This is a genomic window from Roseovarius sp. SCSIO 43702, from assembly GCF_019599045.1.
Classification (GTDB): Bacteria; Pseudomonadota; Alphaproteobacteria; order Rhodobacterales; family Rhodobacteraceae; genus Roseovarius.
In genome coordinates this window covers 1,123,799-1,150,068 of record NZ_CP080623.1, presented here as the reverse complement: position 1 = coordinate 1,150,068, position 26,270 = coordinate 1,123,799, and the positions used below count along the sequence as shown (strand labels likewise).

25 protein-coding genes are annotated in these 26,270 nt (G+C 68.1%); 12 read left to right on the top strand and 13 right to left on the bottom strand.

Annotated features, from left to right (window positions below):
• The first annotated feature begins 131 nt into the window (after positions 1-131).
• Positions 132-890 carry an electron transfer flavoprotein subunit beta/FixA family protein gene (locus K1T73_RS05480; protein ID WP_220602963.1) on the top strand — a complete coding sequence of 253 codons (759 nt, stop codon included), beginning with the start codon at positions 132-134 and terminating at the stop codon, positions 888-890.
• Complete coding sequence (locus K1T73_RS05475; RefSeq protein ID WP_220602962.1) at positions 890-1,816, top strand: electron transfer flavoprotein subunit alpha/FixB family protein; 927 nt, start codon at positions 890-892, stop codon at positions 1,814-1,816. Before K1T73_RS05480 ends, K1T73_RS05475 begins: the two co-directional genes overlap by 1 nt.
• A gap of 90 nt (positions 1,817-1,906) precedes the next feature.
• Here K1T73_RS05475 and K1T73_RS05470 read toward each other — a convergent pair whose 3' ends face one another.
• A complete protein-coding gene (locus K1T73_RS05470) occupies positions 1,907-2,434 on the bottom strand; it encodes a hypothetical protein (protein WP_220602961.1) in 528 nt (175 codons plus the stop codon).
• A 166-nt stretch (positions 2,435-2,600) separates the two neighbouring features.
• Entirely contained in the window at positions 2,601-3,437 is an 837-nt protein-coding gene (locus tag K1T73_RS05465) for a DUF6473 family protein (protein WP_220602960.1), read from the bottom strand.
• 162 nt (positions 3,438-3,599) lie between these two features.
• On the opposite strand from K1T73_RS05465, the gene K1T73_RS05460 reads away from it, so the two are divergent.
• A complete protein-coding gene (locus tag K1T73_RS05460; RefSeq protein ID WP_220602959.1) occupies positions 3,600-4,475 on the top strand; it encodes a 3-hydroxybutyryl-CoA dehydrogenase in 876 nt (291 codons plus the stop codon).
• A gap of 8 nt (positions 4,476-4,483) precedes the next feature.
• Positions 4,484-5,227 (top strand): SDR family NAD(P)-dependent oxidoreductase, encoded by a 744-nt coding sequence (locus tag K1T73_RS05455; RefSeq protein WP_220602958.1) that lies wholly within the window; start codon positions 4,484-4,486, stop codon positions 5,225-5,227.
• 101 nt (positions 5,228-5,328) lie between these two features.
• Here K1T73_RS05455 and K1T73_RS05450 read toward each other — a convergent pair whose 3' ends face one another.
• Together K1T73_RS05450 and K1T73_RS05445 are read right to left on the bottom strand one after the other, a co-directional pair.
• A complete protein-coding gene (locus K1T73_RS05450) occupies positions 5,329-6,027 on the bottom strand; it encodes an aspartate/glutamate racemase family protein (RefSeq protein ID WP_220602957.1) in 699 nt (232 codons plus the stop codon).
• Positions 6,024-7,028 (bottom strand): D-cysteine desulfhydrase, encoded by a 1,005-nt coding sequence (locus K1T73_RS05445; RefSeq protein ID WP_220602956.1) that lies wholly within the window; start codon positions 7,026-7,028, stop codon positions 6,024-6,026. The genes K1T73_RS05450 and K1T73_RS05445 overlap by 4 nt, the downstream gene beginning before the upstream one ends.
• A gap of 245 nt (positions 7,029-7,273) precedes the next feature.
• On the opposite strand from K1T73_RS05445, the gene K1T73_RS05440 reads away from it, so the two are divergent.
• A complete protein-coding gene (locus tag K1T73_RS05440) occupies positions 7,274-7,969 on the top strand; it encodes an NAD-dependent deacylase (protein ID WP_220602955.1) in 696 nt (231 codons plus the stop codon).
• 67 nt (positions 7,970-8,036) lie between these two features.
• On the opposite strand, the gene K1T73_RS05435 is transcribed toward K1T73_RS05440, so the two are convergent.
• The 4 genes from K1T73_RS05435 to meaB form a co-directional block, all read right to left on the bottom strand.
• Positions 8,037-8,633, bottom strand: a complete 597-nt coding sequence (locus K1T73_RS05435) for a hypothetical protein (RefSeq protein ID WP_220602954.1) — start codon at positions 8,631-8,633, stop codon at positions 8,037-8,039.
• A 277-nt stretch (positions 8,634-8,910) separates the two neighbouring features.
• On the bottom strand, positions 8,911-9,201 hold the full coding sequence (gene rpmB, locus K1T73_RS05430; protein ID WP_220602953.1) for a 50S ribosomal protein L28: 291 nt from the start codon (positions 9,199-9,201) through the stop codon (positions 8,911-8,913).
• A gap of 169 nt (positions 9,202-9,370) precedes the next feature.
• Positions 9,371-11,215: an ABC transporter ATP-binding protein gene (locus K1T73_RS05425; RefSeq protein ID WP_409077729.1), complete on the bottom strand. Its 1,845-nt coding sequence runs from the start codon at positions 11,213-11,215 to the stop codon at positions 9,371-9,373.
• A gap of 196 nt (positions 11,216-11,411) precedes the next feature.
• Entirely contained in the window at positions 11,412-12,389 is a 978-nt protein-coding gene (meaB, locus tag K1T73_RS05420; RefSeq protein ID WP_220602952.1) for a methylmalonyl Co-A mutase-associated GTPase MeaB, read from the bottom strand.
• Positions 12,390-12,475: 86 nt separating this feature from the next.
• Between meaB and K1T73_RS05415 the strand changes: the two genes are divergently transcribed.
• The 4 genes from K1T73_RS05415 to K1T73_RS05400 all read left to right on the top strand — a co-directional run bounded on the left by K1T73_RS05415 (position 12,476) and on the right by K1T73_RS05400 (position 17,804).
• Entirely contained in the window at positions 12,476-13,183 is a 708-nt protein-coding gene (locus K1T73_RS05415) for a DUF3108 domain-containing protein (RefSeq protein WP_220602951.1), read from the top strand.
• A gap of 8 nt (positions 13,184-13,191) precedes the next feature.
• A complete protein-coding gene (gene hrpB / locus K1T73_RS05410; RefSeq protein ID WP_220602950.1) occupies positions 13,192-15,636 on the top strand; it encodes an ATP-dependent helicase HrpB in 2,445 nt (814 codons plus the stop codon).
• 105 nt (positions 15,637-15,741) lie between these two features.
• Positions 15,742-16,203, top strand: a complete 462-nt coding sequence (locus tag K1T73_RS05405) for an NUDIX hydrolase (protein ID WP_220602949.1) — start codon at positions 15,742-15,744, stop codon at positions 16,201-16,203.
• 119 nt (positions 16,204-16,322) lie between these two features.
• Positions 16,323-17,804, top strand: a complete 1,482-nt coding sequence (locus tag K1T73_RS05400; protein ID WP_220602948.1) for an inorganic phosphate transporter — start codon at positions 16,323-16,325, stop codon at positions 17,802-17,804.
• Positions 17,805-17,996: 192 nt separating this feature from the next.
• Here K1T73_RS05400 and gndA read toward each other — a convergent pair whose 3' ends face one another.
• A complete protein-coding gene (gndA, locus tag K1T73_RS05395) occupies positions 17,997-19,391 on the bottom strand; it encodes an NADP-dependent phosphogluconate dehydrogenase (RefSeq protein ID WP_220602947.1) in 1,395 nt (464 codons plus the stop codon).
• A gap of 111 nt (positions 19,392-19,502) precedes the next feature.
• On the opposite strand from gndA, the gene K1T73_RS05390 reads away from it, so the two are divergent.
• Entirely contained in the window at positions 19,503-19,865 is a 363-nt protein-coding gene (locus K1T73_RS05390; RefSeq protein WP_220602946.1) for a cupin domain-containing protein, read from the top strand.
• 10 nt (positions 19,866-19,875) lie between these two features.
• Here the strand turns inward: K1T73_RS05390 and argF are convergent, their stop codons facing one another.
• From argF to K1T73_RS05375, 3 genes are all read right to left on the bottom strand, one after another.
• A complete protein-coding gene (gene argF / locus K1T73_RS05385) occupies positions 19,876-20,802 on the bottom strand; it encodes an ornithine carbamoyltransferase (protein WP_220602945.1) in 927 nt (308 codons plus the stop codon).
• A 64-nt stretch (positions 20,803-20,866) separates the two neighbouring features.
• The gene (locus K1T73_RS05380; protein ID WP_220602944.1) at positions 20,867-22,039 is read right to left on the bottom strand and encodes an aspartate aminotransferase family protein; all 1,173 of its coding nucleotides are present in this window, start codon (positions 22,037-22,039) and stop codon (positions 20,867-20,869) included.
• Positions 22,040-22,255: 216 nt separating this feature from the next.
• On the bottom strand, positions 22,256-23,056 hold the full coding sequence (locus tag K1T73_RS05375; protein WP_259400454.1) for an ABC transporter permease: 801 nt from the start codon (positions 23,054-23,056) through the stop codon (positions 22,256-22,258).
• Between the two features lie 130 nt (positions 23,057-23,186).
• Here K1T73_RS05375 and K1T73_RS05370 point away from each other — a divergent pair, with 130 nt between their 5' ends.
• On the top strand, positions 23,187-23,774 hold the full coding sequence (locus K1T73_RS05370) for a GcrA family cell cycle regulator (protein WP_220602943.1): 588 nt from the start codon (positions 23,187-23,189) through the stop codon (positions 23,772-23,774).
• A 5-nt stretch (positions 23,775-23,779) separates the two neighbouring features.
• Positions 23,780-24,145, top strand: coding sequence for an MliC family protein (locus K1T73_RS05365; protein ID WP_220602942.1), 366 nt, complete (start codon positions 23,780-23,782; stop codon positions 24,143-24,145).
• Between the two features lie 41 nt (positions 24,146-24,186).
• Here K1T73_RS05365 and K1T73_RS05360 read toward each other — a convergent pair whose 3' ends face one another.
• Entirely contained in the window at positions 24,187-26,157 is a 1,971-nt protein-coding gene (locus K1T73_RS05360) for an AsmA family protein (protein WP_220602941.1), read from the bottom strand.
• Between the last annotated feature and the right edge of the window lie 113 nt (positions 26,158-26,270).

Sequence of the window (26,270 nt, the reverse complement as noted above, 5' to 3'; positions counted from 1 at the left end):
AACACGACGTCAGGCTCCGCAAACGTGACGATTTTACACTGTTGCGCTGGGGGCTGACCCTGTAGAACCACGCCGGAGGCCGCGCGTCCGACTCGACGGACACGCGGCGGCAAATTGAGGAGATCATGCCAATGAAGGTGCTCGTGCCCGTCAAACGCGTGATCGACTACAACGTGAAAGTCCGCGTCAAGGCGGACGGATCGGGGGTCGATCTCGCCAACGTGAAAATGTCGATGAACCCATTCGACGAGATCGCCGTCGAAGAGGCCATCCGCCTCAAGGAGGCCGGCAAGGCCGAGGAGGTCATCGCGGTTTCCATCGGTGTCAAGCAGGCCCAGGAAACGCTGCGCACCGCGCTCGCCATGGGCGCCGACCGCGCGATCCTCGTGGTGGCCGCCGATGACGTGCACACCGATATCGAGCCCCTCGCCGTGGCCAAGATCCTCGCCAAGATCGTCGAGGAGGAAAGCCCCGGCCTCGTCATCGCCGGCAAGCAGGCCATCGACAACGACATGAACGCCACGGGCCAGATGCTCTCGGCGCTCCTCGGCTGGTCCCAGGGCACTTTCGCCTCGGGCCTCGAGATCGACGGCGACACCGCCAAGGTCACGCGCGAAGTGGACGGCGGTCTCCAGACGATCAGCGTCAAGATGCCCGCGATCATCACCGTCGACTTGCGCCTCAACGAGCCGCGCTATGCCTCGCTGCCCAACATCATGAAGGCCAAGAAGAAACCCCTCGAGGAGAAGACCGCCGAGGATTACGGCGTCGACGTCTCCCCCCGGCTCGAGATCGTCAAGACCGACGAGCCCGAGGCGCGCAAGGCCGGCGAGATCGTGGGCTCCGTCGATGAGCTTGTCTCGAAACTCAAGGAAAAAGGGGTCGTCTGATGGCTGTTCTTCTTCTTGCCGAAGTCACCGATGGTGAACTCAACATGGACGCGACCGCCAAGGCCGTGACCGCCGCCACCAAGCTCGGCGACGTGACCGTGCTCTGCGCCGGGGCCTCGGCCGCCGCCGCGGGCGAATCCGCGGCCAGGATCGACGGCGTGGCCAAGGTTCTCGTGGCCGAGGATCCCTCGCTGGGCCACCGCCTCGCGGAACCCACCGCCGCGCTCATCGTGAGCCTCGCGGACGATTACGAGCACATCGTCGCGCCCGCCACCACCGACGCCAAGAACGTCCTGCCCCGCGTGGCGGCACTGCTTGACGCGATGGTCATCTCCGATGTCTCGGGCGTCGTCGACGGCTCCACCTTCGAGCGCCCGATCTACGCCGGCAACGCCGTGCAGACGGTCAAGTCCTCGGACGCCAAGAAGGTCGTCTCGATCCGCACGTCGACCTTCGACGCGGCGGGCGAAGGCGGTTCGGCCTCGGTCGAGACCATCTCGGCCGCCGAGAACCCCGGCCTTTCCGAATGGGTCGAGGACAAGGTCGCCGAATCCGACCGCCCCGACCTCACCTCGGCGGGCGTCGTGGTCTCAGGCGGGCGCGGTGTCGGCTCCGAGGAGAATTTCGAGCTGATCGAGAAGCTCGCGGACAAGCTCGGCGCCGCCGTGGGTGCCTCGCGTGCGGCGGTCGACTCGGGCTACGCCCCGAACGACTGGCAGGTGGGCCAGACCGGCAAGGTCGTCGCACCCGACCTCTACATCGCCGTCGGCATCTCGGGCGCGATCCAGCACCTCGCGGGGATGAAGGATTCGAAAGTCATCGTCGCGATCAACAAGGACGAGGAGGCACCGATCTTCCAGGTGGCCGATTACGGCCTCGTGGCCGACCTCTTCGACGCCGTGCCGGAACTGACCGAGAAACTCTGAACACCGGTCGACACCGAAACACTTCTGGAAAGCCCCGCCTCCGCGCGGGGCTTTTTCATGTTTTCAGGCCGCCTCACCGGCGCGCTCTGCCTACCACGCGCAATGTTCCATCGCGTGGCCCAGCGCCCACCACCCCCCGGTCAACACGGCGCTCACCGCCGCGTTGAACGACAACGCCCACCCGTGCAGGCGCCGCTCGTCGCTCGCAAGGGCGATCACTCCCGAAAAGAGCGCGCACAAGATGCCGCCGACGAAGAAGGCGCCGTAGTCGATGAGCCACAGGAGCAGGGCCGGTGTCATGCCCTCCGCGAATCCGACACCGCCATCGACCGCGAAAACCGACACGGCCCAGACCAGAACACCGACAAGGAGAACCGTCTGCATCCCGAGCGCGAGCGCGAAAAACAGCGGGCGAACCTTCCACAGCCACAGCAGGAGAGCGACGAGGGCCAGCCCGGCGCTGACCGACCGGACAGCCCGGATCGTCTCCATTTCCAAGAACGCGGGCACACCCTCGACGGCCGGCGGCGGCCAGGCGGTCTCCGCCCCCTCCCCGGCACAGTCCTCGCGCAAAAGCGTGACCCAATACGGCATGAAGAAGGTCTGAAATTCGTCCATGATACCCTCCTCGCCCGACTCCCCATCGCCGCATCGGCACGGGCGCCATGACCCACGGGTAACGCGTTTCGAGAAGGACAGGAAACACGGAATGCCGCAACCCGGCGTGCAGGGCATGAACGACCCGCGTTTCGCCCCGTAAGAGACGGACGCCGCCTCACCCCGCTTATTCCGGCGCCACGATCCCGGTCAACGGCGCGACAAGCTTGTCAGCCACCTCCACGTGGGCAGCGGGGTTTGGCAATTCCGCCGCAGCCGGCGCCTCGAACTCCGAGAACACCATCCCCGCCGTTCCGGCCTCCCGCGCCGCCGCGCTCGTGGTCGCGTCGATGGTCGCGTGGACCAGCGGCGCGATCTCCCCGACCATCTCGCGCGTGACGAGCGCGGGATCCTCGGCGATGTCGGGCACGTCCGCCGCACCCCGCATCGGGTGCCGCGACATCCACAGAAGGACGACCGGCGCGGCGATGTGATCGACCAGAAGCCGCATCCGCGCCCGCCACGCCGCCTGCAACTCCTCGCGGACCAGCGCGAAACGCTCGGGCGAGAGATCGTGGAGGCGGCCCAGCATGTGCCGCGTGAAATGGAACTCGGTGAAATCGACCTCGCCGTAGATCGCGCGCAACATGGCCGACGCCTCGAGGAATCGGTCGTTGCGGCGCGGATGCACGCGGTAGAACCGGTTCGACATGTTCGGTGCGGGCGGCACCTGGAGCACCGTGACCGCGCTGCCGCTTGCGGCCGCCAGCACGTCCGCATCGTTGAGAAACACGTCCACGCCGGCATTGGGCCAGCCGAAATTCACGCATTTCAACCCCGTGCGCGCCTCGACCAGGGCCGGGTAGGGCCGCGCGATGAACTTGCCATAGGTCTCGGTCCCGCCCAGGAAGACGGCATAGGCCCCGCTCAGCGACCGGCGCGGGCCCCTGAACAGGAGTTTCGACGCGCCATAACGGCACGGCACGTAATCAAGGGACGCATCCCCAATGCGTTCATAGGCCATATCACCCACCATTTTTTCACCCGGCACCGAGAATCGGGCGATTCCCTTGAGAAAAAGCTAATGTGCGAATTCGTCTCGATATTTCGCGAACGCCGCCCCTTGCGGCCCCTCCCCCCACGCGCCTATCCTGCACCCGAACCTCAACGGACGGAGCGCGGCAGTATGGAGATCCGGAAAATCGGCGTGGTCGGCGCGGGCCAGATGGGCAACGGCATCGCCCACGTCATGGCGCTTGCGGGCTATGACGTGCTCATGACCGATATCAGCCAAGAGGCGCTCGACCGCGCGATGGAGACGATCCGCGGCAACATGGACCGCCAGGTCAGCCGCGGAAAGGTCAGCGACGAGGACCGTGACGCGGCCATCTCGCGGATCTCGACCACGCTCACCCTCGCCGACCTGGGCAAGACCGATCTGGTGATCGAGGCCGCGACCGAGAAGGAAACGCTCAAGCAGGCGATCTTCGAGGATCTCGTGCCCCATCTCGAACCGCACACGGTGCTCACCTCGAACACCTCCTCCATCTCGATCACCCGGCTTGCCAGCCGCACGGACCGGCCCGAGAAATTCATGGGGTTCCACTTCATGAACCCGGTTCCGGTCATGAGCCTCGTGGAACTCATCCGCGGCATCGCCACCGACAAGGAAACCTTCGAGGCCTGTCACGAAGTGGTGCGCAAGCTGGGCAAGACCGCGGCCTCGGCCGAGGATTTTCCCGGCTTCATCGTCAACCGCATCCTCATGCCGATGATCAACGAGGCCGTCTACACGCTCTACGAGGGCGTGGGCAACGTGGCATCGATCGACAAGGCGATGAAGCTTGGCACCAATCATCCGATGGGTCCGCTGGAGCTGGCCGATTTCATCGGCCTCGACACCTGCCTCGCCATCATGAACGTCCTGCATGACGGGCTCGCCGACACCAAGTATCGCCCCTGCCCGCTTCTGACGAAATATGTCGAGGCCGGCTGGCTCGGGCGCAAGTCGGGGCGCGGCTTCTACGACTATCGCGGCGACGAACCCGTCCCGACCCGCTGAGGCCGGCGATGACCGACCCCACAGCGCGCAAGACCCTGCTCCTCACCGGGGCAAGCCGGGGCATCGGCCATGCCACGGTGCGCAGGTTCGCCGCCGAAGGCTGGCGCGTGCTCACCTGCTCGCGGCAGCCCTTCTCGCCCGAATGTCCGTGGCCCGGCGGTGAGGAGAACCACATCCAGCTCGACCTGAGCGATCCGCAGGCGACCATCGACGCGGTGGACGACATCCGCGCGCGGCTCGGCGGCACGCCGCTTCACGCGCTTGTCAACAATGCGGGCATCTCGCCCAAGGGCCCGGATGGCGGGCGCCTCAACACGCTCGACACCGATCTTTCGACCTGGGGTCATGTCTTTCACGTCAACTTCTTCGCCTCCGTGGTGCTCGCGCGGGGACTGAAGGACGAATTGGCGGCGGCGCGCGGCGCGGTGGTCAACGTGACCTCGATCGCGGGCGCCCGCGTGCATCCCTTTGCGGGCGCGGCCTACGCCACGTCCAAGGCCGCGCTCGCCGCCCTCACCCGCGAGATGGCGCATGATTTCGGCCCCCTGGGCGTGCGCGTCAACGCCATCGCCCCGGGCGAGGTCGAGACCTCGATCCTCTCCGAAGGCACCGACAAGATCGTCGAGGGCCTGCCCCTCCGCCGCCTGGGCCAACCCTCCGAGGTGGCCGACGTGATCTACTTCCTCTGCTCCGATGCGAGCTCCTACGTGTCCGGCACCGAGATCGAGGTGAACGGCGGGCAGCATGTGTGAGCAGATCTGTTTTGCGAGACAAAGCCGCCGTTCGAAGGTCGCCGCGCAAGGCCATGGCCCGAGGCCCGCTTTCGGCCCTTTCCGGCCCGTCCCTCGCCCGATCAGGTCGGAGACTCCTCCCCACCCCGCGCGAACACCACGATCCCCGTCACCAAGCAATCGAGGCTGTCGGTCCACCCCTCGCGCGGTCCCAGCCCCCCGGTCAGCAGCGACAACTCGGTGCACGCGACCAGCAGGTGATCCGCCCCGTCCCGCTTCACGTCGGCCGCCAGCACATTCAACCGCGCCTCCAGCGCCCCCGGCTCCACACCCGCCTTCACCGCGCGGATGATGGCCAGCATCTCGTCCTCGTCCCGGCCCCATATCGGCAGGAGCCCCGCGCTCTCGAAATAGGGCGCGCAGACGCCCACCTTCCGCAGCGCCGGCGAGGCGAGCATCCCCACCCTCTGCACCCCCTTCGCACTCAGCGCCGCCGTGGTCAGCGCCAGCATGTCGAGGAACGGCAGGTCGCTCGCCTCCCGCACCGCGCCCGCGTAGTGATGCGCGGTGTTGCACGGCATGGCGAGCGCCTCGGCCCCCGCCCGCGCCAGGTCGCGCGCCATCCCGGCCAGCACCGGCGCCGGATCCGCGCCGCTGCCGTCGATCAGCGCGGCGATCCGGCTCGGCACCTGCGGGTTCTGGTGCACGATCAGCGGCAGGTGATCGGCGTCGTCGCGCGCCTCCACGGCGCGCAGCACCTTCTGCATGAGCAGGATCGTGGCCTCGGGCCCCATCCCCCCGAGGATGCCCACCGGCCTCATTTCGGCACGTCGAAGCAATGCGTGTACCCCGTGAGCCCGATCGCGCCCCCGGTATGCAGAAAGACGACCCGCTCGCCTTTCGTGAACCGCCCCTTGCGGACCAGGTCGATCAGCCCCGCGGCGCCCTTGCCCGAATAGACCGGGTCGAGCAGGATCGCCTCGGTCCGGGCAAAGATGTCGATCGCCTCGAGCGTGTCCTCGGCGGGAATGCCATATCCCGGCCCGACGTAGTCGGTGTTGGCAACCACGTCCTCGCGCGCCACCACATCGGGGCAGCCGAGCTTCTCGGCGGTCTTCCGGGCCAGGGCGAAGACGTTGGCCTCCTGCTTCTCTTGCGGCGCGCGCACCCCGATCCCCAGGAGCGGGATCTGCGCGTTCATCGCCTTGAGGCCCGTGATCAGCCCCGCCTGCGTCCCGGCACTTCCGGTCGCATGGACGATGTGATCCACGTCGAGACCCATCTCGACGAACTGGTGCAGCATCTCGAACGCGCAATTGACATAGCCCAGCGCCCCCGTGGCGTTCGACCCGCCACCGGGGATGGTATAGACATTCGCCCCGTCGGCGCGCTTCGTCTCGGCCACGGCCTCCATCTCGGCATTCATGTCGAGGTCGGGGCCGCGATGCTCCATCGTGGCGCCGTGGAGATGATCGAGCAGCACGTTGCCATTGTGCTTGTAATTCTCGTGGTTGAACCCGGTCCGATCCTCCAGCAGCAGATGGCACTTCATACCCAGCTTCGCGGCGGCGGCAGCGGTCTGGCGCGCGTGGTTCGACTGGGTCGCGCCCTGCGTGATCACCATGTCGGCGCCCTGCGCCTGCGCCTCGGCCATCAGGAACTCGAGCTTCCGTGTCTTGTTGCCCCCGGTGGAAAGGCCGGTGCAATCGTCGCGCTTGATCCATATCTCGGGCCCGCCCAGCGCCTCCGACAGGCGCGGCAGCGGCTCGAGCGGGGTGGGCAGATGGGCCAGGCGGACACGGGGAAAACGGGCAAGGTTCATCGCGGTTGCTCCTCAGGGTCGGTTTCGGCATCGGGCGCGCTCCGGCGCCCCCTTCCCTATTGCCGGGCCGCGCGCCCGCTGTCACGCGTTTCCCGGCCCGGCGACCGAACGCGCACCTCTTCAGTCCCTCATTCCGCCGGTTCCGCCCGCGACTGCCCCGCGTCGGCACCCGGAAAATTCGGAAGAACAGCTTGCGCCCGCAGGTCCCCGGTTGCGCCCCCCGCGCGATCGGCTACGCTCGGCCCATGGCACGCAATATCGTCATTCTCACCGGGGCGGGCATCTCCGCCGAAAGCGGTCTCGGCACCTTCCGCGACGAAGACGGTCTCTGGGCCAATCACGCGCTCGAGGACGTGGCCACGCCCGAGGGGTTCGCGCGCGACCCCGACCTCGTCCATCGCTTCTACAACACCCGCCGCATCCAGGCCGCCGCGGCACGCCCCAACGCCGCGCACGAGGCGCTGGCCCGGCTCGAGACATGGCATCTGGGGCACGTCCTCATCATCACCCAGAATGTCGATGACCTGCACGAACGCGCGGGGAGCCATCATGTCCTCCACATGCACGGCTCGCTCCGGCAGGCGCTCTGCGCGGCCTGCGATCACCGTTGGACCGCACCGCCCGAGATGCATGCCTCCGACACCTGTCCCGCCTGCGGCGCCGCGGCGACGCGGCCCGACGTGGTCTGGTTCGGCGAAATCCCCCACTGGGGCGCACGCATCGACGAGGCGCTGGCCGGCGCCGACATCTTCGCCTCCATCGGCACCTCGGGCGAGGTCTACCCGGCCGCCGCCTATGCCCAGCACTGCCGCCGCCTCGGGGCGCACACGGTCGAACTGAACCTCGAACCCTCCCGCGGCGCCCGCGATTTCGCCGAACATCACTACGGTCCGGCCAGCGAAGTGGTGCCCGCCTGGGTGGATCGCGTGCTCGGCGCTTAGGCTCGGCCATCTGTCCGCCACCCCTACCAAACGGCGCGGCCTGCGTGACGCGCCGGCAACCGAGATCCTACCGCACGAGCCGCACCTTCCCCGACTGCAGATCGACGCGGTAGATCCACCGGGCGCGCGTATCGAGGTTGAACTTCGGCCACGGCTCCAGTTCTACCAGCAGCAGATCGCCCTCGACCATGATCGGGACGACCCGAGGTTTCGGGCCATTGCCCGGATCGTATACGGTGTGAAGACCGGCATACGCCGCCGTATTGACGTCCAGCCGGGAGAGAACCTGCCCGGAACTGTCAAGCCTCAGATAGCTGTTGCTGCGATGCGGCCCCGGTGTGGCGATCAAGACCCCGCTGCCTGCATCGAAGATCAGCCCGCCCGCATCGTAGCCCTGCATGCTTCGCGCCGACCATTCGTTCTTCGCGATGTCGTATCGGTAGAGATACCCCTCTCCGCCCAGCGTGATGCCCCAGAGCATCCCGCCCTCGGGATCATGCGCCGCGCCCATGGGCCAGCTCACCTCGGGTGCCTCGGGGGGCAGCTTGTGGAGGATCTTGCGCCCGTCCTCCCCCTCGCCGACGAACCCCTCCTTGCGCAGGGCCCAATCGGCCCCCGGCGCCCTGTTCTTGCCCTCGAAGGCCGCGCGCCCGGTTCCGATCATCCACGATCATGCCCTGCACCTTGGTCCCCAGGCTGGTCTCGCAACCCGTCCGGCGATGCCGACGCGTCCGCGACCGGAAGGCCAAGGACAAGTGCCGCCGCGCAGATGGCGCGGAGTTTTCCGAATCGTATCACGATACCCCCAGTGGTTGAATCGCTCAAACCAACCAAGGCAATGTGACCATTCTTTGACGTTGCCGCCGATCATCTCACCCGTCCAATGCGAAAGGCCCCGCCCGATGGGGCGAGGCCTCGAAACTCGTGCAGGCGAAAGGGGCTTACGCCTCGGCGGCCTGCGCCTTCGCGATCTCTTTCTTCACCTTCAGCGCGTTCGCCGACAGCTCCGTGTCCTTCGCCTTGGCGAGGTAGCCGTCCAGACCGCCACGGTGATCGACCGAGCGCAGCGCATGCGCCGAAATCCGCAGCTTGATCCCGCGCTTCAGCGTTTCGGACTGAAGCGTCACGTCGTTCAGGTTCGGCAGGTACCGGCGCTTCGTCTTGTTGTTGGCGTGGCTGGAATTGTTGCCAACCATCGGGCCTTTTCCGGTCAGTTCGCAGCGGCGCGACATGGGGTCATCCTCGTATCTGGTCCATGCAGGCCATGGCCTGCCGGTAAATGAAACGGGCACCGCCAAAGGCAGCACCCCGAAATCCGTTGCCGGTCATTAGGCGGAATCGCCCGAGGCGTCAAGACCCGGCCCGAGGCTTTTCGCGACCCGCAACCCGGCGCCCGCGTGCTCACTCCGCCTCCGAGCCGAGAAAGCCCCCCGACTGCCGCGACCAGAGCCCCGCATAGAGCCCCTCGCGCGCCAAGAGCGCATCATGCGTGCCTTCCTCGACGATCCGGCCGCGGTCGAGCACCACGATCCGGTCCATCTGCGCGATGGTGCTGAGGCGATGCGCGATGGCGATCACCGTCTTGCCCTCCATCAGCCCGAAAAGCGTGTCCTGAATCGCCGCCTCCACCTCGCTGTCAAGCGCGCTCGTCGCCTCGTCCAGCACCAGGATCGGCGCATCCTTCAGGATCACCCGCGCGATCGCGATCCGCTGGCGCTGTCCGCCCGAGAGCTTCACGCCCCGTTCGCCCACATGCGCGCCATAGCCGGTTCGGCCCTGCGCGTCGCTCAGCCCCATGATGAACTCATGCGCCTCCGCCCGCCGCGCCGCCGCGATCATCTGCTCCTCGGTGGCATCGGGCCGCCCGATCAGGATATTCGCCCGGATCGAGCGATGCAGCAGCGAGCTGTCCTGGCTCACCATCCCGATCGCCTGCCTGAGCGAGGCCTGCGTGACCTCGCGCACCTCCTGCCCGTCGATCTCGATCCGCCCCTCCTCGGCGTCGCGGAACCGCAGCAGCAGGTTGACGAGGCTCGACTTGCCCGCGCCCGACCGCCCGACAAGGCCCACCTTCTCGCCCGGCGCGATCCGAAGCGTCACGTCGTCAAGCCCGCCATGTCCCTTGCCGTAATGATGCGTCACGCCCTCGAAGGCGATCGCCGCCCGGCTCACCTCGAGCGGCCGCGCCCCGTCGGCATCCGTCACCGCATGCGGCACCGAGATCGAGCGCAGCGCCTCGCGGATGACCCCCGAATGCTCGAAGAGCCGGATGACGACCCACATGATCCACCCGCTCATCCCGTTGAGCCGGATCGTGAGCGCCGCCGCCGCCGACACCTCGCCCACCGTGACCTGCCCCCGCGACCAGAGCCAGAGCGCCGGACCCAGAACGCCGAGGATCAGCACGCCGTTGATCAGGTTCAGCCCCAGCGTCAGCTCGGTCATGAGCCGCAGGAACCGCTGGAACCGAAGCCGCAGCCGCCGCATCGCCGACAGCACGTACCGCTCCTCGGCCCCGTCGCGGGCGAAAAGCTTGATCGTCTCGATATTGGCATAGGCATCCACGATCCGCGCCGTGACCATCGACCGCGCGTCGGACCACTTTTCCGACGCGATCCCCACTCGCCGCGCGATATAGCGCACGTAGCCCGAGTAGAGGACCACCCAGGCCAGCAGCGGCAGCGCCAGGATCGGGTCCACCCCGCCCAGGATCACCGCCGCGCTCAGCACGTAGGTCAGCGCGTACCAGATCCCCTCGAAGGCCATGTAGGTGCCGTCCTCCACCGCCTCGCCCACCTGCATCACCCGGTTGGTGAGCCTGCCGGCGAACTCGTTCTGGAAGAACCCCGAGGACTGCCCCAGAAGGTGCTTGTGCGCCCGCCAGCGCACCTGCTCCTGCATGTTCGAGGCCAGCATCTGCTCGAGCAGCAGGTGGTTGACCACGATGAAGAGCGGCCGCAGCAACAGGATGAACAGCGCGGCCAGCAGAAGCTCCAGCCCGTGCCGGCTCCAGAAGGTCTCGGGCCCGGTCTCCCCGATCAGGTCGATGACCCGACCCGAGTAGAAGATAAGCCCGGTTTCGACCAGCGCCACGAAGACGCCCGAGGCGGCCAGCGCCACCATCCACTTGCGGAACGGCCCGTATTGCGTGCGCAGATAGGCCCATAGCTCGCCGGGCGGCGTGGCCTCGCGGAACCGCGCGAACGGGTCGATAAGCTGTTCGAAGAAACGATAGATCGGAGACATGGAAAGCGCCTTGCAGGAGAGAAAACGGGAAACCGATCCTTCCCGCGTTCGACATTCGCGGGGCCGGACCGTGACGGCCTGTCAGCCTGAGCCGTTCCAGATCCCTCTATACATGACGCATCCCCCTTCGGCGTATCCTCCAACGCTTAGCGCGAAAGGCCCGTCCTGTCACCCCCGGCACGCGGGTGCATCGCGCTCAGGCGTCCCCAAGCCCCGCCACCATCTCGCGCGCGGCGGCGGCGATGGCCATGTCGCCCCGCGCCACCGCGTCCGCCAGCCGCTCCATCCGCGCCTTCGCGTCTCCGGTCTCGAGCTGCGCCAGAAGCGCGTGGCGCACCTCCTCGCGGAACCAGTGGCGCGCCTGTTCGGCGCGGCGCGCGTCGAAAAACCCCTTCTCCCGCCGCCAGTCGACAAGCGCCTCCATCTCCGCCCAGACCTCGGCGAACCCTTCCTCCTCGAGCGCCGAGACCGTCATCGCCTTGGGAAACCCCTCCGGGTCCTGCGGCCGCTTGCGCAACAGGCGCAGCGCGCCCGCGTAATCGGTGCGCGTCCGCTGCGCCGCCGCCTTCAGGTCGCCATCGGCCTTGTTGACGACGATCATGTCGGCGATCTCCATGATCCCGCGCTTCACCCCCTGCAACTCGTCACCCCCCGCGGGCGCCATCAGCAGCACGAAGAGATCGGCCATCTCGGCCACCATCGTCTCGGACTGGCCCACGCCAACCGTCTCGATCAGCACCACGTCGAAGCCCGCCGCCTCGCACAGGCTGACCGCCTCGCGCGTGCGCCGCGCCACGCCGCCAAGCTGGCTCTGGCTGGGCGAGGGGCGGATGAAGGCGCGCGGATCGCGGCTCAGCCGCTCCATCCGCGTCTTGTCGCCCAGGATCGACCCGCCCGACCGCGCGCTCGACGGATCGACGGCCAGCACCGCGACCTTCTTTTCCTGCGCGGTCAGGAACATCCCGAATCCCTCGATGAAAGTCGACTTGCCGACACCGGGCGTGCCCGACAGTCCCACGCGCATCGCCTGCCGGCCGGTGTCCTTCAGCCGGTCCATCAGCTCCACCGCCGCCTCGCGGTGATCGTCGCGGCGGCTCTCGACAAGGGTGATCGCACGGGCCAGCGCGCGCCGATCCCCTTTGACAATCCGCTCGCTCAGTTGTGCAATGTCCATGGTCCCCGCGCCCCGTCCGTGACTCGGGGCGGACCATGCCCCGGCGCGCGCGCCGATGTCCAGACTTCGCCGAAAGGGACACGCCCATGCCGATCCGCCTTCGCCTCGCCCTCCTCCTCTGCCTCCTCCCTCTCGCCGCGCAGGCGCAGGAGACGCGGGCCACCTACGACCTGCGGCTTCTCGGGATCAAGCTGGGCGAGATGCGCATCGCCGGACGCGTCGGCGGGGGCAGCTACGCGGCCGCCTCCTCCTACCGCTCGACCGGCGCGGTGGGGGCGCTCGCGCGGGCGCGCTTCTCGGCGGAAGTCTCCGGCACGGCACGCGAGGGCCGGCTCTCGCCACGCCGCTACGCCGAGGACATCGACACCGGGCGCCGCCAGTCCTCGGCCCGCCTCGCCTATGCAGGCGGCACCCCCCGCGTCACCGGCGGCACCCTCGCGGCCGAGGAGGACCGGCTCGACCCCACGACCCAGCGCGGCACCGTCGATCCGCTCACCGCGCTCTTCGCGGCGCTGCGCACGCAGCCCCGCGCGGGTCTCTGCACGCTCCGCATGGTGATTTTCGACGGCGCGCGCCGCTCGGGCTTCGCGATGACGGGCAAGGCCATGGACCCCGCGGGCCGCGTCACCTGCTCGGGACAGTATCGGCGCATCGCGGGCTTCTCGGCCAGCGCGATGAGGCGCCAGACGGTCTTTCCCTTCACCGTCACCTATGCGCCAGCGGGCGAACTGATGCAGGCCGTCGCGATGGAAATGCGCTCGAGCTATGGCAAAGTGACGCTCACCCGGCGATAAGCGCGGCCATGACCCGCCTGCCCATCCACGACTGCTTGCCCGACCTCGTGACCGCGCTGCGCACCCGTGGCCGCGCGGTGCTCCAGGCGCCCCCCGGCGCGGGCAAGACGACCGTGGTGCCCCTCGCGCTTCTCGACGCGGGACTGACCGAGGGTCGCATCCTCATGCTCGAACCCCGCCGCCTCGCCGCCCGCGCGGCGGCCGAGCGCATGGCGGACACGCTGGGCGAGGAACCGGGCCGAACCGTCGGCTACCGCATCCGCGGCGAAAGCGTCACCTCGCCCGCCACCCGGATCGAGGTCGTGACCGAGGGTATCCTCACCCGCATGATCCAGTCCGACCCCGGGCTTTCCGGCGTGGGCGCGGTGATCTTCGACGAATTCCACGAACGCTCGCTCAACGCCGATCTGGGCCTCGCCCTCTGCCTCGAGATCGCCGACGCGCTGCGCGACGACCTGATCCTGCTGCCGATGTCCGCCACGCTCGACGCCGCCCCGGTGGCCGCGCTCATGGGCAACGCGCCGGTCATCACGTCCCCCGGGCGCAGTTTCCCGGTCGAGACCCGATGGCTCGACCGGCCCCTGCCTGCCCGCGCCCGCCTCCCCGAGGCGACCGCCGATCTCGTCCTCACCGCGCTGTCCGACACCACGGGCGGCGTGCTCGTCTTCCTCCCCGGCGAGGGCGAGATCCGCCGCACCGCCGCCCTCCTTTCGGACCGCCTCCCCGAGGCGTGCCACCTCCGCCCGCTCTACGGCGCCATGCCCTTCCCCGAGCAGCGCGCCGCCATCGCGCCCGAACCGTCCGGACGCAAGATCGTCCTCGCCACCGCCATCGCCGAAACATCGCTCACCATCGAGGACATCCGCGTGGTGGTCGATGCGGGCCGCGCCCGCCGCGCGCGGTTCGAGCCCGGCTCGGGCATGTCCCGCCTTGTCACCGAGCGCGTGACCCGCGCCGAGGCGACGCAGCGCGCCGGCCGCGCGGGGCGCGTCGCGCCGGGCGTCGCCTACCGCCTCTGGACCCGAGGCGAGGAAGGCGCGCTCGCCCCCTTCCCCCCGCCCGAGATCGAGGTGGCCGACCTCGCGGGCCTCGCGCTCGACCTCGCGCTCTGGGGGGCCGCGCCAGAGGACCTGCCCTTCCTCACACCGCCCAACGCCCGCAGCCACACCGAGGCGCGCGCGCTGCTCACGGATCTCGGCGCGCTCGACGCGCGCGGCCTCATCACCGACCATGGCCGCCGCCTCGCCGCGCTGCCGCTCCACCCGCGCCTCGCCCACATGCTCGAGACCGCCGGCCCCGACGCCGCCCCGCTCGCCGCGCTCATGGCCGATCGCGACCCGCTGCCCCGCGCCGCGCCCGTCGATCTCACGCTGCGTCTCGCCGCGCTCACCGACCCCAGGACCTTCGCCGCGCGCCACCCCTACGCGCCCAACCGCGCGGCCCTCGCGCGCATCCGCACCGAGGCACGGCGCCTCGCCAAGGCCACCAGGTCGCCAAGCACGGGCCACACCGCGGCGCAGATGGCCGCCCTCGCCTATCCCGACCGCATCGGCCTGCGCCGGCCGGGCGACGCGCCCCGCTACGTGCTCTCGGGCGGCAAGGGCGCGGCACTGCCCGAGGAAGATCCGCTCGCCGCGACCCGCCTCATCGTCGCCACCGACCTCGACGGCGACCGGCGCGAGGCGCGCATCCGCGCGGCCACCGCCATCTCCGAGGCCGAGCTGCGCGAGATCTACGCCGATCGCATCGCGTGGCACGACCTCTGCACGTGGGACAGCCGCACCCGCCGCGTCACGGCCCGCCGGCAGGAACGGCTTGGCGCGCTCGTCCTCGACGACCGCATCTGGAAGGATGCGCCCCCCGACGCCGTGGCCCGCGCCATGCTCGAGGGCGTGCGCGAACTTGGCCTGCCCTGGTCCGACGCCGCCCGCCGCTTCGCCGCCCGCGTGGCGCTCGCGCGGGCGGACGGGGCCGATCTGCCCGACATGGACGAGGCCGCGCTCATGGACAGGCTCGAGGATTGGCTCCTGCCGCATCTCTCCGGCATCCGCAGCGCCGCGGAATGGAAACGCTTCGACCTTCTGCCACCGCTCCGCGCCATGCTCGACTGGCCCGCGATGCAGGCGCTCGACCGCGCGGTGCCCGCCTCCTTCACGACGCCGCTCGGGCGCGCGATCCCCATCGACTACTCGGGCGAGGCCCCCGAGATCTCGCTCCGCCTGCAGGAGATGTTCGGCCAGACGACCCACCCCACCGTGGGCGGCACGCCGCTGCGCGTCACGCTCCTGTCGCCCGCCGGCCGCCCGGTTCAGACCACCATGGACATTCCCGGCTTCTGGGCCTCCTCCTATGCCGACGTGCGCCGCGACATGCGCGGCCGCTATCCCAGGCATCCCTGGCCGGAGGACCCGACCCGCGCCGACCCCACGTTGCGCGCGAAACCCCGCTCGTGAGCGAGGGGCGCCTCCGAAACTCGCGCCAATTCGTTGAAATCCGGTGTGAAATCCAATAGATTGGTGCGATACCACGATTTCCCGAGCAGATTTGAGACATAAACCATGCCCAATGGATTGAAACGCGCCCTGACCGAGATGGTCGCCCCCCTCCTGCGCCGCCCGCCGGAATTGCAGGTGGCCGCGCTCTGCCTGCGCGACGGCGCCGATGGCGGCAAGGAGGTGCTGATGATCACCAGCCGCGACACCGGGCGCTGGATCCTGCCCAAGGGCTGGCTGGTCGAGGACAAGGACGCGCCCCAATCCGCGCTCCAGGAAGCCTGGGAAGAGGCCGGGGTCGAACCGCCCGCCGAGGCGCCTGTCCATATCGGCCACTACCACTACGACAAGGGACTCGACGGGGGCTACACCGTGCCCGTCCGGGTCGAGCTTTTCCGCATCGACGTCACCGAACTGGCCGACAGCTACCCCGAGGCACGCGAGCGCGCCCGCCTCTGGCTTTCGCCCGAAAAGGCGGCGCAGCGCGTGGACGAGCCCGAGCTTGCCGCGATCCTGCGCGCGCTCTGACGCGGCGTCCGCCGCGCCCGCATCTCGGAAAACTGCCACCTCCTGCCGACTCCGATGTTGATCTGCGCCCCAAAAGCCTCTAGCGCTGCGGCCAACGCGAACCCGGACGCGAGGCCCACGTGAGCGAGACGCCCGACACGAACCAGTGGAAAACGCTCGATACCGATCTCGGTCGCATTTCCCAGATCGAATACGCCACGGCCTTCGTGTCCCGCCCGCTCGTCGGGATGGGCATCGCGCTCGTCTTCATCGTGCTCACCGGGCTCGCGGCAGGGGTCTTCTTCGGCTCCTTCCCCAACAACACGGTGGTGATCGCGGCGGCGGTCTTCGGCGCCTACATGGCGCTCAACATCGGTGCCAACGACGTCGCCAACAACATGGGGCCGGCCGTGGGGGCCAACGCGCTCTCGATGGGCGGCGCCATCGTGATCGCGGCCATCTGCGAAAGCGCGGGCGCGCTTCTGGCGGGCGGCGACGTGGTCTCGACCATCTCCAAGGGCATCATCGACCCCACCTCCGTGGCGACCGAAAGCGCGTTCATCTGGGCCATGATGGCGGCGCTGCTGTCCGCGGCGCTCTGGGTCAACCTCGCCACCCGCATCGGCGCACCCGTCTCGACCACCCATTCGGTCGTCGGCGGCGTCATGGGCGCGGGCATCGCGGCGGCGGGCTTCGGCGCCGTGAACTGGCCCACCATGGGCACCATCGCGGCCTCCTGGGTGATCTCGCCCGTTCTGGGCGGGGCCATCGCGGCGGCCTTCCTCGCGCTCATCAACACGCGCATCATCTACCGCGACGACAAGATCTCGGCGGCCCGCGTCTGGGTGCCGATCCTCGTGGGCATCATGGCGGGCGCCTTCGCGGCCTATCTCTCGCTCAAGGGGCTCAAGCGCGTGATCGAGATCGACATGGCCCACGCCCTCGTGATCGGGCTGGTCCTCGGGCTGGGAACGTGGCTCCTGACGATGCCGCTCATCCGGCGCAAATCCGAGGGGATGGAAAACCGCAACCGCTCGCTCAAGACGCTCTTCGGCCTGCCCCTCATCCTCTCGGCGGCGCTGCTGAGCTTCGCGCATGGCGCCAATGACGTGGCCAACGCCGTCGGCCCCCTCGCCGCCATCGTCCATGCCTCCGAAACCCACGCGGCAGCGGGCGAGGTGGCGATCCCGCCCTGGGTCATGGTGATCGGCGCCTTCGGCATTTCCTTCGGGCTGTTCCTCTTCGGCCCGAAACTCATCCGCATGGTCGGCTCGCAGATCACCAAGCTCGACCCGATGCGCGCCTACTGCGTCGCGCTCTCGGCCGCGATCACCGTCATCGTGGCAAGCTGGCTGGGCCTTCCGGTGTCGTCCACGCATATCGCGGTGGGCGGTGTCTTCGGCGTGGGCTTCTTCCGCGAATGGTACATGGAGCGGCGGTTGCGCAACGGTCTCGCCGCCCAGGGCAAGGTCGACCGCATGCCCCCCGAGGAACGCGCCCGGCGCAAGCTCGTGCGGCGCAGCCACTTCATGACGATCGTCGCGGCCTGGGTCATCACCGTGCCCGCCGCGGCGCTGATGTCGGCGGTGATCTTCTACCTGCTCGACACGCTCACCGCCTGATCGCAACGCGCCGCGATCGAGATCCCCGGTCGGCGCGTGCCCGTCACCTTCCCGACCCGGCTCCGCGCGGCCCGGCCCACCGCGCGCTGCGTTCACGATCGGTGCGACTCACCTTTCACCGACGCGATACCGACATGGATACCGACGTGAATACCGACGTGGGGTTCGGACCGTTAACCTTTCGCCGGGCGCTCACCAGGGGCCGTGATGGCGCCCCTCCTCGCCCAGCCGCTCGAACCCGTGATGCCCGAAGAAATCCCGCTGCGCCTGGATGATGTTCGCGGTCCCGTATCCCTGTCGCATCGAGTCGTAGAAACTCAGCGCGGCGGCCATCGCCGGAACCGCGTGCCCGCCATGCACCGCCTCGGCCACCACCTGCCGCAAGGCGGGAACCGTGCGGGCCAGCATCGCGGCGATCCCCGGCGCGAGGATCAGTTGGCCACGGGGCGCACCCCCTTGGAATGCTTCGGAAATATCGTCCAGAAGCGCCGAGCGGATGATGCAGCCCGCCCGCCAGATACGCGCGATCAGCGCCAGGTCCAGCGACCAGTCATACTCCCCCGACGCCGCCGAAAGTATCCGGAACCCCTGCGCGTGGCCGAGGATCCGCGCCGCGATGAACGCCTCCTCCAGCGTGGTCTCGTCGCAGGCGATGGCGCCCCGCGCTCCGCCCAGGATGCGCTCCGCCTCCATGCGCGTCGCCTTCTCCGATGACCACGCCCGCGCGCCCACCGCCGCCTCGATCGTGCTTGCCGCCTGTCCCATCCTGACCGCCTCGACCACGGTCCAGCGCCCGGTGCCTTTCTGGCCCGCGGCATCCTTGATGACATCGACCATCGGATGCCCCGTCACCGGGTCGTCATAGGCCAGCGCTTTGCCCGTGATCTCAACGAGATAGGACCTGAGCGGCCCTTCGTTCCAGTGCTCGAATACCGCGCCGATCGCGGCCGGGGCGCAGGCCTTGCCGTTGCGCATGAGGCCATAGATCTCGGCGATGATCTGCATGTCGGCATACTCGATCCCGTTGTGCACGGTCTTGACGAAATGCCCCGCCCCGTCCGGCCCCAGGCGCGCCACGCAGGGCGCGCCCTCGTATCGCGCGGCGATGGCCTCGAGCATCGGCTTCAACTGCGCCCAGCTATGCGCGCTGCCACCGACCATCATCGACGGCCCGTACCGCGCGCCCTCCTCGCCGCCCGACACGCCCATGCCGACGAAGTGCAGGTCCCGCGCGGCCAGCGCCTCCGCCCGGCGCCGGGTCGCATGGAAATCGGCGTTGCCCCCGTCGATGATCGTGTCGCCGGGCTCCAGAAGCGGCGCCACCGCCTCGATCATCGCGTCCATGGGCGCGCCCGACGGGATCATGAACAGGATCACCCGTGGTGTGCTCAGCGCCGCCACGAAATCCCCGAGCGGCTCGACACCCTGAAGATTGTCCGCCAACTCCCCGGCCTCGTGGAGGAAATCCGCGATCCAGTCGGCCTCGCGATTGGTCACCGCGACCCGGATGCCGTTCTCGGCGAGGTTGAGCGCCAGCGCGCTGCCCATCGTGCCAAGCCCGTAAACACCGATCTGCGCCTTGCCCATACGACCTCCCCGTTCGCCGGTCGGTTCAGGCTATGCGCTGCTGCGGGATTTGCAAGTGGCGCCGAGTGTGCTTTGCTGCCCGCCGATCATCCACTCACCCGAGGACACCCCATGGCACAGCAGACCTTCCTGATCTCACCCGATCCCGCGCAGGGCCTCGCCCCCTCGGACATGACCGACAAGAGCGCCTTCACCACCGACGACACGACCGAGCTCAACCACACCCATTTCTCGAGCGACGGTGACAAGATCAGCACTGGCACCTGGGAATGCGCGCCCTGCCGCGAGGAGTTTCCCGATGGCTACCCGGTTCACGAGATGATGACCGTGGTGTCGGGCGCGCTCACCCTCACCCACGCCGACGGCCGCAAGGAAAGCTTCGGCCCCGGCGACACGTTCTTCATCGCCAAGGGCACGCCGCTCACGTGGGAGATCACCGAGAGGCTGCGCAAGATCTACATGATCGCGGAATAGCCCGCGCGCATCACACGCCGAGGCACCACCGCATGATCGCTTTCTGTGCGTGCAGCCTGTTCTCCGCCTCGTCCCAGATGACCGAGTTCGGGCCATCCATCACGGCGCTCGTCACCTCGTCCTCGCGATGCGCGGGCAGGCAATGCATGAAAAGCGCGTCGGGCTTGGCCTGTGCCATCAGCGCCTCGTTCACCTGGTAGGGACGCAGCGTGTTGTGCCGCCGCTCCTTGGTGGACTGGCTGTCATGCATGCTGACCCAGGTGTCCGTCACCACGAGGTCGGCGTCCTTCACGGCGGTGGCGGCATCGCGCTCGATCACCACTTTCGATCCGGCGCGGCGCGCGATCCCCACGAATTCCTCCTCGGGGTCGAATTGCTGCGGCCCGGTGAAGGTGAAGTCGAAACCGAACTGCCCGGCCGCGTGGATGAACGACGCGCAGACATTGTTGCCGTCACCCGACCACACCACCTTCCGACCCTTGATCGGCCCGCGATGTTCTTCGAAGGTCATGACGTCCGCCATGATCTGGCAGGGGTGCGTACGGTCGGTCAAACCGTTGATAACGGGCACGTCGGCATACTCGGCCAACTCAAGCAGAACCGACTCGTCGAAGGTGCGGATCATGATCAGATCGACATAACGGCTCAGGACGCGCGCGGTGTCGGCGATGGTCTCGCCATGCCCCAGTTGCAGCTCGGCGCCCGAAAGCGTCATGGTCTGCCCGCCCATCTGGCGCACGCCCACGTCGAAGCTCACCCGCGTGCGGGTCGAGGGCTTCTCGAAGATGAGCGCGACCATGTGGTTGGCAAGCGGCTGCTCCGCATCCGGCGTGCCGCGCGTGGCCCCGCCCCGCGCCGATTTCATCTCCTGCGCGCTGTCGATGATCGACCGGAGGTCTTCCGGGGCGGTTTTGTGAATGTCGAGAAAATGTGCCATGTCGGCGCCCCCTGTGTCTGACCGTTCGGGTTATGGAATATATCTCTAAGGGATTGAATCAGCTCTAGGATTTGACCCGCGTCGCAACCTTGTCGAGGCGCGCGACGGCCTCCTCGATCTCCTCGTCGGTGATCGTGAGCGGCGGCAGGAGACGCACGACGTTGTCTGCCGCCGGAACGAGGCAGAGAAGCGCATCGTAACCCGCCGCAACCACGTCGCCACTCGCCGGCCCGCATTTCAGCCCCAGCATCAGGCCCAGCCCGCGCACCTCCGCGAACACCTCCGGGTGCGAGGCCACCAGCCCGTCGAGCTTCCGGCGCAGAAGGTCCGACTTGCGCCGCACCTCCTCCATGAACCCCGGCGCCATCATCTCGGCCATGACCGCCGACCCCACCGCGCAGCCCAGCGGGTTGCCGCCATAGGTCGAGCCATGCGTGCCCGGCCCCATGGCCCCGGCCGCGCGTTCGTTGGCCAGCACCGCACCCAGCGGGAAGCCGCCGCCGATGCCCTTGGCAACCATCATGATATCGGGCGCGACCCCGGCCCACTCATGCGCGAAAAGCCGGCCCGTGCGGCCCATCCCGCATTGCACCTCGTCCAGTATGAGCAGCGCGCCGGTCTCGTCGCAGAGATCGCGAAGCCCCTTGAGACATTGCTCGGGCAATGGCCGGATGCCGCCCTCGCCCTGCACCGGCTCGACCAGGATCGCCGCGGTCCGGTCCGTTACCGCGCTCCGCAGCGCGTCGTGATCGCCCCACGGCAGATGCCGGAAACCCGGCAGGAGCGGGCCGAACCCTTTCGTCATCTTCTCGGATCCCGCGGCGGCGATCCCCGCGCTCGAACGGCCGTGGAAGGCCCCCTCGAAGGTCACGATCTCGGTGCGGTCCGCGTCGCCCGTATCGTGCCAGTATTTGCGCGCCATCTTGACCGCCAGCTCACACGCCTCGGTGCCCGAGTTCGTGAAGAAGACGGTATCGGCGAAGGTGGTCTTGACCAACGCGTCGGCAAGCGCCTCCTGCGCCGGGATATGATAGAGGTTCGACGTATGCCAAAGCGCCTGCGCCTGCGTGATGAGCGCCTTCACGAGGGCCGGATGGGCATGGCCCAGCGCGTTGACCGCGATCCCCGCGCCAAGGTCGAGAAACCGCCGCCCATCCGCCTCGACAAGCCACGATCCCTCGCCCCTGACGAAGCTGAGCGGCGCGCGGTTATAGGTGGGCAGAATGGACGGGATCATCGGGAAAATCCTTTTCTGTCAGGCATGTGCCGTGCGAAGCTGGGAAGGGGAAAAACCGCGGACGGGCGCGGAGGGCGACGGGACGTCAGGCGCGCAGGCGTCGGGCGGTGGTATGGCGGCGTCGCAATGTCATGGCCCCGTGTTTACTTCGCCCCTGACGTTGGGGGAAGCGAAAAATGCACGCCGCCCGAAGCCTCGCCGGTGGTCGGGCGATCCTCAGGACTTCAGCCTGTAGCCGCGCCGGAACATCTGCCAGGCAAGCGCCATCACCGCCAGCGACGCCACCACCGCCACGGCAAGGCCGAGCCACGGATCGGCATCCGACACGCCGATCATCCCGAACCGCGCCCCGTCGATCACGTAGAAGATCGGGTTCGCATGGGTAATGTCGTTCAGCAGTGGCGGCAGCGCGTCGACCGAGTAGAAGGTGCCCGAGAGGAACGCCAGCGGGGTCACGATGAAATTGGTGATCGCCGCCATCTGGTCGAACTTGTTGGCGAAGATCCCCGCGACGATCCCGAGGCCCCCCACGAAAATCGCGCCCAGCACCACGAAAGTCAGAAGCCAGGCCGGATGCGCGGGCACGATGCCCAGCACCGCCCAGAGCCCCGCCGCGATCGCCACCGCGACGATCACGCCCCGCGCGATCGCGCCGGCGAGATAGCCCAGGACCAGTTCCGCGGCACTGAGCGGGGGCATGAGCGTGTCGACGATATTGCCCTGCACCTTCGAGATCACGATCGAGGACGAGGTGTTGGCAAAGGCGTTCTGGATGACCGTCATCATCAGGATGCCGGGCGCGATGAAGGTCGTGAAATCGACGCCCATCACCTCCCCCCGGCGCGGCCCGATGGCGATGGTGAAGATCACGAGGAACAGGGCCGAGGTGGCCAGCGGCGCAAGCACCGTCTGCGTCCACACCGCGAGAAAACGCATCACCTCGCGCTCGGCCAGCGTGGCAAGACCAAGCCAGTTGATACGTCCGAACCGCCGTTCTCCCATCTCCTGAATCGGCATCGCACTCCTCCCGCCCGAATCCGTCCGCCCCGCCTTGTAACTCGGGCTTCAGTGATTAGAATAGGCCCCTACACGATTTTCACACTGGGCGGCAGGGTCAACCCCTGCGGCCCAACAGGAGCGGAAGCATATGTCCTGGAACGATGAACGCGTCGAAATTCTCAAGAAGATGTGGGGCGAAGGCCAGTCCGCAAGCCAGATCGCCAAGGAACTGGGCGGCGTGACGCGCAACGCCGTCATAGGCAAGGTGCATCGTCTCGGCCTGTCCAACCGCAATGGCGGCGGCGGGTCCGGCGCGGCGGCGGCCCCAGCGGCCGAGGCCAAGTCGAAGCCGGCCAAGCCCGCGGCGAAACCCGCGGCCAAGCCCAAGAAGCCGGCGCAACCCGCGCCCGAAGCCAAGGAAGAGGCCGCGAGCGCGCCCGCCCCTGCCACCCGGATCAAGCCGATCATCCCGGCCGGCCAGCCGTTGCCGCCGCAACCATCGGCGAACGAGATCGACCCCAAGGCGCTCGCCAAGGTGTCGGAGATCGAGAAGAAGGCCAAGAAGATCTCGCTCATGGAGCTCACCTCGCGCACCTGCAAGTGGCCCGTGGGCGACCCCGCGACCGAGGATTTCTGGTTCTGTGGTCTACCCGCCCAGGCGGGCAAACCTTATTGCGAAGCGCATGTCGGCGTGGCGTTCCAGCCAATGAGCTCGCGCCGCGACCGTCGGAGGTAACAGCCATGCGCGGTATCCACACATCCGCAACCTTCGTCGCCGCCCTCGTGGCTACACCGGCCCTGGCCGAGGACATGCCGGCTCTGGGGGATCTCCTGGGCGGCGAGGTCGAGACGACGACCATGCGCTACGATTGCGGAGAAGGCGGACCGATCAAGGCGCGCTATCTCAACGGCGAGACCTCGTCGATCGCGATCGTGCCCATCGACGGCGAGGACCGGCTGCTCGTGAACGTGCTCTCGGCCTCTGGCGCGCGCTATGTCGCGGGTGTCTACGAGTGGTGGACCAAGGCCGAAAGCGCGATGCTGTCGGACCTGACCGAGCCGGGCGCCATCACCACCTGCGTGACCAAGGACGCGGGGACCGAGTGAGCGACGGCCCTCCCCCAAGGTGAGAGCCCGCGACCGCGTCCTCAGTCGAAGAGCTTGAAGAGCTCCTTGGCGAGGGCGTCCTCGGCTTCCTTGATGATCGCATCCTCGACCGATTGCCCCTCCTCCACGGTCACGCCCAGTTCCTTCTCGACGAGTTTCTCGACCTCGCGCTCGACCTCCTCGCGGGCCTTCTTCTCGAGCTCTTTCTTTTCTTCCTTGAAATTGAGGTCGATGGCCGCCTCCAGATCGGGATAGATCTTGGGATCGGCCCAGGGTCCCTTGATCCGGACCGGAATGGCAAGGCCCTTGCGGCTTTCGCCTTCCAGCAAGCTGGGCGTGAACGTGTAGTTCAGATCGCGCGCACCCAGCCCGATCCGCCCTTTGCCCGTGGCCCTGGCCAGCGGCATCGACATCTTGAGATCGTCGCCCTGCATGTCGCCATCCGCGATGACGAAACTCGCCGACATCTCGTCGAATACCGTCGTGCCGCCGCTCACGTCGCCCGACCGCATCAGCCGATCGAGGTCGATCCCCGAGATCACGCCACGTCCCGTCGAGAGCGCCACGTTGCCCCTGAGGCTCTTCATGATCGCATCGACGGATTGCCCGACCCCAAGGAAATCGAGCGTCACGGTCCCATCGGTGGCGAACCGCGTGATTCCGGCGGCATCGGTCAGAAGCGCCTCCATGTCGATATCGCTGGCCCTCATGTCGCCGCCTACCGACAGGCCGTTGCGATTGTTCGCCACGAATTGCCCCGTGACCGAGCCGCCGTAGCCTTCGAGGCGATGAAGCTGGAACACCGCCCGCGCGCGATCCACCGTCATCAGAACGTCCGCCTGTCCGAACTCGAACGTGCCGAGGTCGAGGCTTTCGGCGGAAACCAGTATCTTCGCGTCCGCCAGGCCAAGCGCGCTCGCGTCTATGGGCGCGGTCGACCATCCGGTCTCGACCGCGGTGCCCACATCCGCCTGTCCGCTCTCCCCTTCGCTCTTGGGATCGAGCGCGGTGAGGTCGAGTGCCCCGGCATCGAGATTGGCCGACACGAAGGGCCGTGCCCCCCCGAGCGTCACGTCAACGCCTCCCACGAGCCTGTTCTGATCGAGTTTCGCGGTCATCTCCCTCAGCGAAATCCGCGGCCCATCGGTAAGCGTGAGTTGCCCCGAGACCGAGACCTTCCGCCCCAGCCCCTGGGGTATCTCGGCCTGTGCCAGCCCCAGCGAGCCGAGGAACTGCCGCGTGTCGCCCAGGTCGGCGCGGAACGCCCCAGCAAGGCTCGGCCCCGTGCCGGCGCGCCCGTCGAACGTGGCAGATCCGCCCTTCGTCTCGGCCTTGACGGCGATCTCCGACACCTCGCCCTCGATCAGTCGATCGAGCCGCGCGATGGTGCCCGATATCTTCAGACGCTCATCGGCGGGACGAAGCGAAACGTCGAAACTCGCCTCGCCCGTATAGGACGGCCAGCGCGCGTCGAGGTCGATATCCTCTATCGTCGTGGTCGATCCGGCCCTCGCGTCGATGAACCGCAGCGAAGCGCCCGAGATGAGCGCGCGGTCGAGCGTCAGCGCCAGCCTGTTCGAAGACGCGCTCTTCTCACTGTCGCCCTGCCCCGACGGCGCCACGCCTTCGACGTTGATTTCCCAGTTCACGCGCCCGTCCTTGGCACGTTCGAGCAGGATCTTCGGATTGACCGCCTCCAGCCCCGTGATCTTGATCGACCCCTGGATCAGCGCGACCGGATCGACGCCCACCTTGAAACTGTCGGCCACGAACATCGGCCCCTTGTCGGACCAGGGCGCGTTGGCAACCGTCGTGCGGCCCGTGCTGATGCCGAGGATGGGGTAGAAGCTGACCGTGGTATCGCCTTCCATCTTCACCGTCCGCCCCGTGGCCTTGGCCAGTTGATCGGCGGCGATCTTGGCGATGCGATCCCCCGGCAGCATCAGAAACGAGACGATCGCAACGACCGCCACCAGGACCACGAGAACCACCAGGCGGATAATCCAGCGCATCGGCGCCTCCAGACTGCTCAGATCAATGCTTTGCGCCGAGTCTAGGCCCCGTCGGGAAAGGTGCCAAGCGAATTGAGGCTTTTCGCGACGGGCCCGCCGCCCTATATGGCACC

Excerpts from the sequence above, each read along its gene's own strand:
- K1T73_RS05480 (WP_220602963.1), top strand. The coding sequence starts at position 132 with ATGAAGGTGCTCGTGCCCGTCAAACGCGTGATCGACTACAACGTGAAA.
- K1T73_RS05475 (WP_220602962.1), top strand. The coding sequence starts at position 890 with ATGGCTGTTCTTCTTCTTGCCGAAGTCACCGATGGTGAACTCAACATG.
- K1T73_RS05470 (WP_220602961.1), bottom strand. The coding sequence starts at position 2,434 with ATGGACGAATTTCAGACCTTCTTCATGCCGTATTGGGTCACGCTTTTG.
- K1T73_RS05465 (WP_220602960.1), bottom strand. The coding sequence starts at position 3,437 with ATGGCCTATGAACGCATTGGGGATGCGTCCCTTGATTACGTGCCGTGC.
- K1T73_RS05460 (WP_220602959.1), top strand. The coding sequence starts at position 3,600 with ATGGAGATCCGGAAAATCGGCGTGGTCGGCGCGGGCCAGATGGGCAAC.
- K1T73_RS05455 (WP_220602958.1), top strand. The coding sequence starts at position 4,484 with ATGACCGACCCCACAGCGCGCAAGACCCTGCTCCTCACCGGGGCAAGC.
- K1T73_RS05450 (WP_220602957.1), bottom strand. The coding sequence starts at position 6,027 with ATGAGGCCGGTGGGCATCCTCGGGGGGATGGGGCCCGAGGCCACGATC.
- K1T73_RS05445 (WP_220602956.1), bottom strand. The coding sequence starts at position 7,028 with ATGAACCTTGCCCGTTTTCCCCGTGTCCGCCTGGCCCATCTGCCCACC.
- K1T73_RS05440 (WP_220602955.1), top strand. The coding sequence starts at position 7,274 with ATGGCACGCAATATCGTCATTCTCACCGGGGCGGGCATCTCCGCCGAA.
- K1T73_RS05435 (WP_220602954.1), bottom strand. The coding sequence starts at position 8,633 with ATGATCGGAACCGGGCGCGCGGCCTTCGAGGGCAAGAACAGGGCGCCG.
- rpmB (WP_220602953.1), bottom strand. The coding sequence starts at position 9,201 with ATGTCGCGCCGCTGCGAACTGACCGGAAAAGGCCCGATGGTTGGCAAC.
- K1T73_RS05425 (WP_409077729.1), bottom strand. The coding sequence starts at position 11,215 with ATGTCTCCGATCTATCGTTTCTTCGAACAGCTTATCGACCCGTTCGCG.
- meaB (WP_220602952.1), bottom strand. The coding sequence starts at position 12,389 with ATGGACATTGCACAACTGAGCGAGCGGATTGTCAAAGGGGATCGGCGC.
- K1T73_RS05415 (WP_220602951.1), top strand. The coding sequence starts at position 12,476 with ATGCCGATCCGCCTTCGCCTCGCCCTCCTCCTCTGCCTCCTCCCTCTC.
- hrpB (WP_220602950.1), top strand. The coding sequence starts at position 13,192 with ATGACCCGCCTGCCCATCCACGACTGCTTGCCCGACCTCGTGACCGCG.
- K1T73_RS05405 (WP_220602949.1), top strand. The coding sequence starts at position 15,742 with ATGCCCAATGGATTGAAACGCGCCCTGACCGAGATGGTCGCCCCCCTC.
- gndA (WP_220602947.1), bottom strand. The coding sequence starts at position 19,391 with ATGGGCAAGGCGCAGATCGGTGTTTACGGGCTTGGCACGATGGGCAGC.
- K1T73_RS05390 (WP_220602946.1), top strand. The coding sequence starts at position 19,503 with ATGGCACAGCAGACCTTCCTGATCTCACCCGATCCCGCGCAGGGCCTC.
- argF (WP_220602945.1), bottom strand. The coding sequence starts at position 20,802 with ATGGCACATTTTCTCGACATTCACAAAACCGCCCCGGAAGACCTCCGG.
- K1T73_RS05380 (WP_220602944.1), bottom strand. The coding sequence starts at position 22,039 with ATGATCCCGTCCATTCTGCCCACCTATAACCGCGCGCCGCTCAGCTTC.
- K1T73_RS05375 (WP_259400454.1), bottom strand. The coding sequence starts at position 23,056 with ATGCCGATTCAGGAGATGGGAGAACGGCGGTTCGGACGTATCAACTGG.
- K1T73_RS05370 (WP_220602943.1), top strand. The coding sequence starts at position 23,187 with ATGTCCTGGAACGATGAACGCGTCGAAATTCTCAAGAAGATGTGGGGC.
- K1T73_RS05365 (WP_220602942.1), top strand. The coding sequence starts at position 23,780 with ATGCGCGGTATCCACACATCCGCAACCTTCGTCGCCGCCCTCGTGGCT.
- K1T73_RS05360 (WP_220602941.1), bottom strand. The coding sequence starts at position 26,157 with ATGCGCTGGATTATCCGCCTGGTGGTTCTCGTGGTCCTGGTGGCGGTC.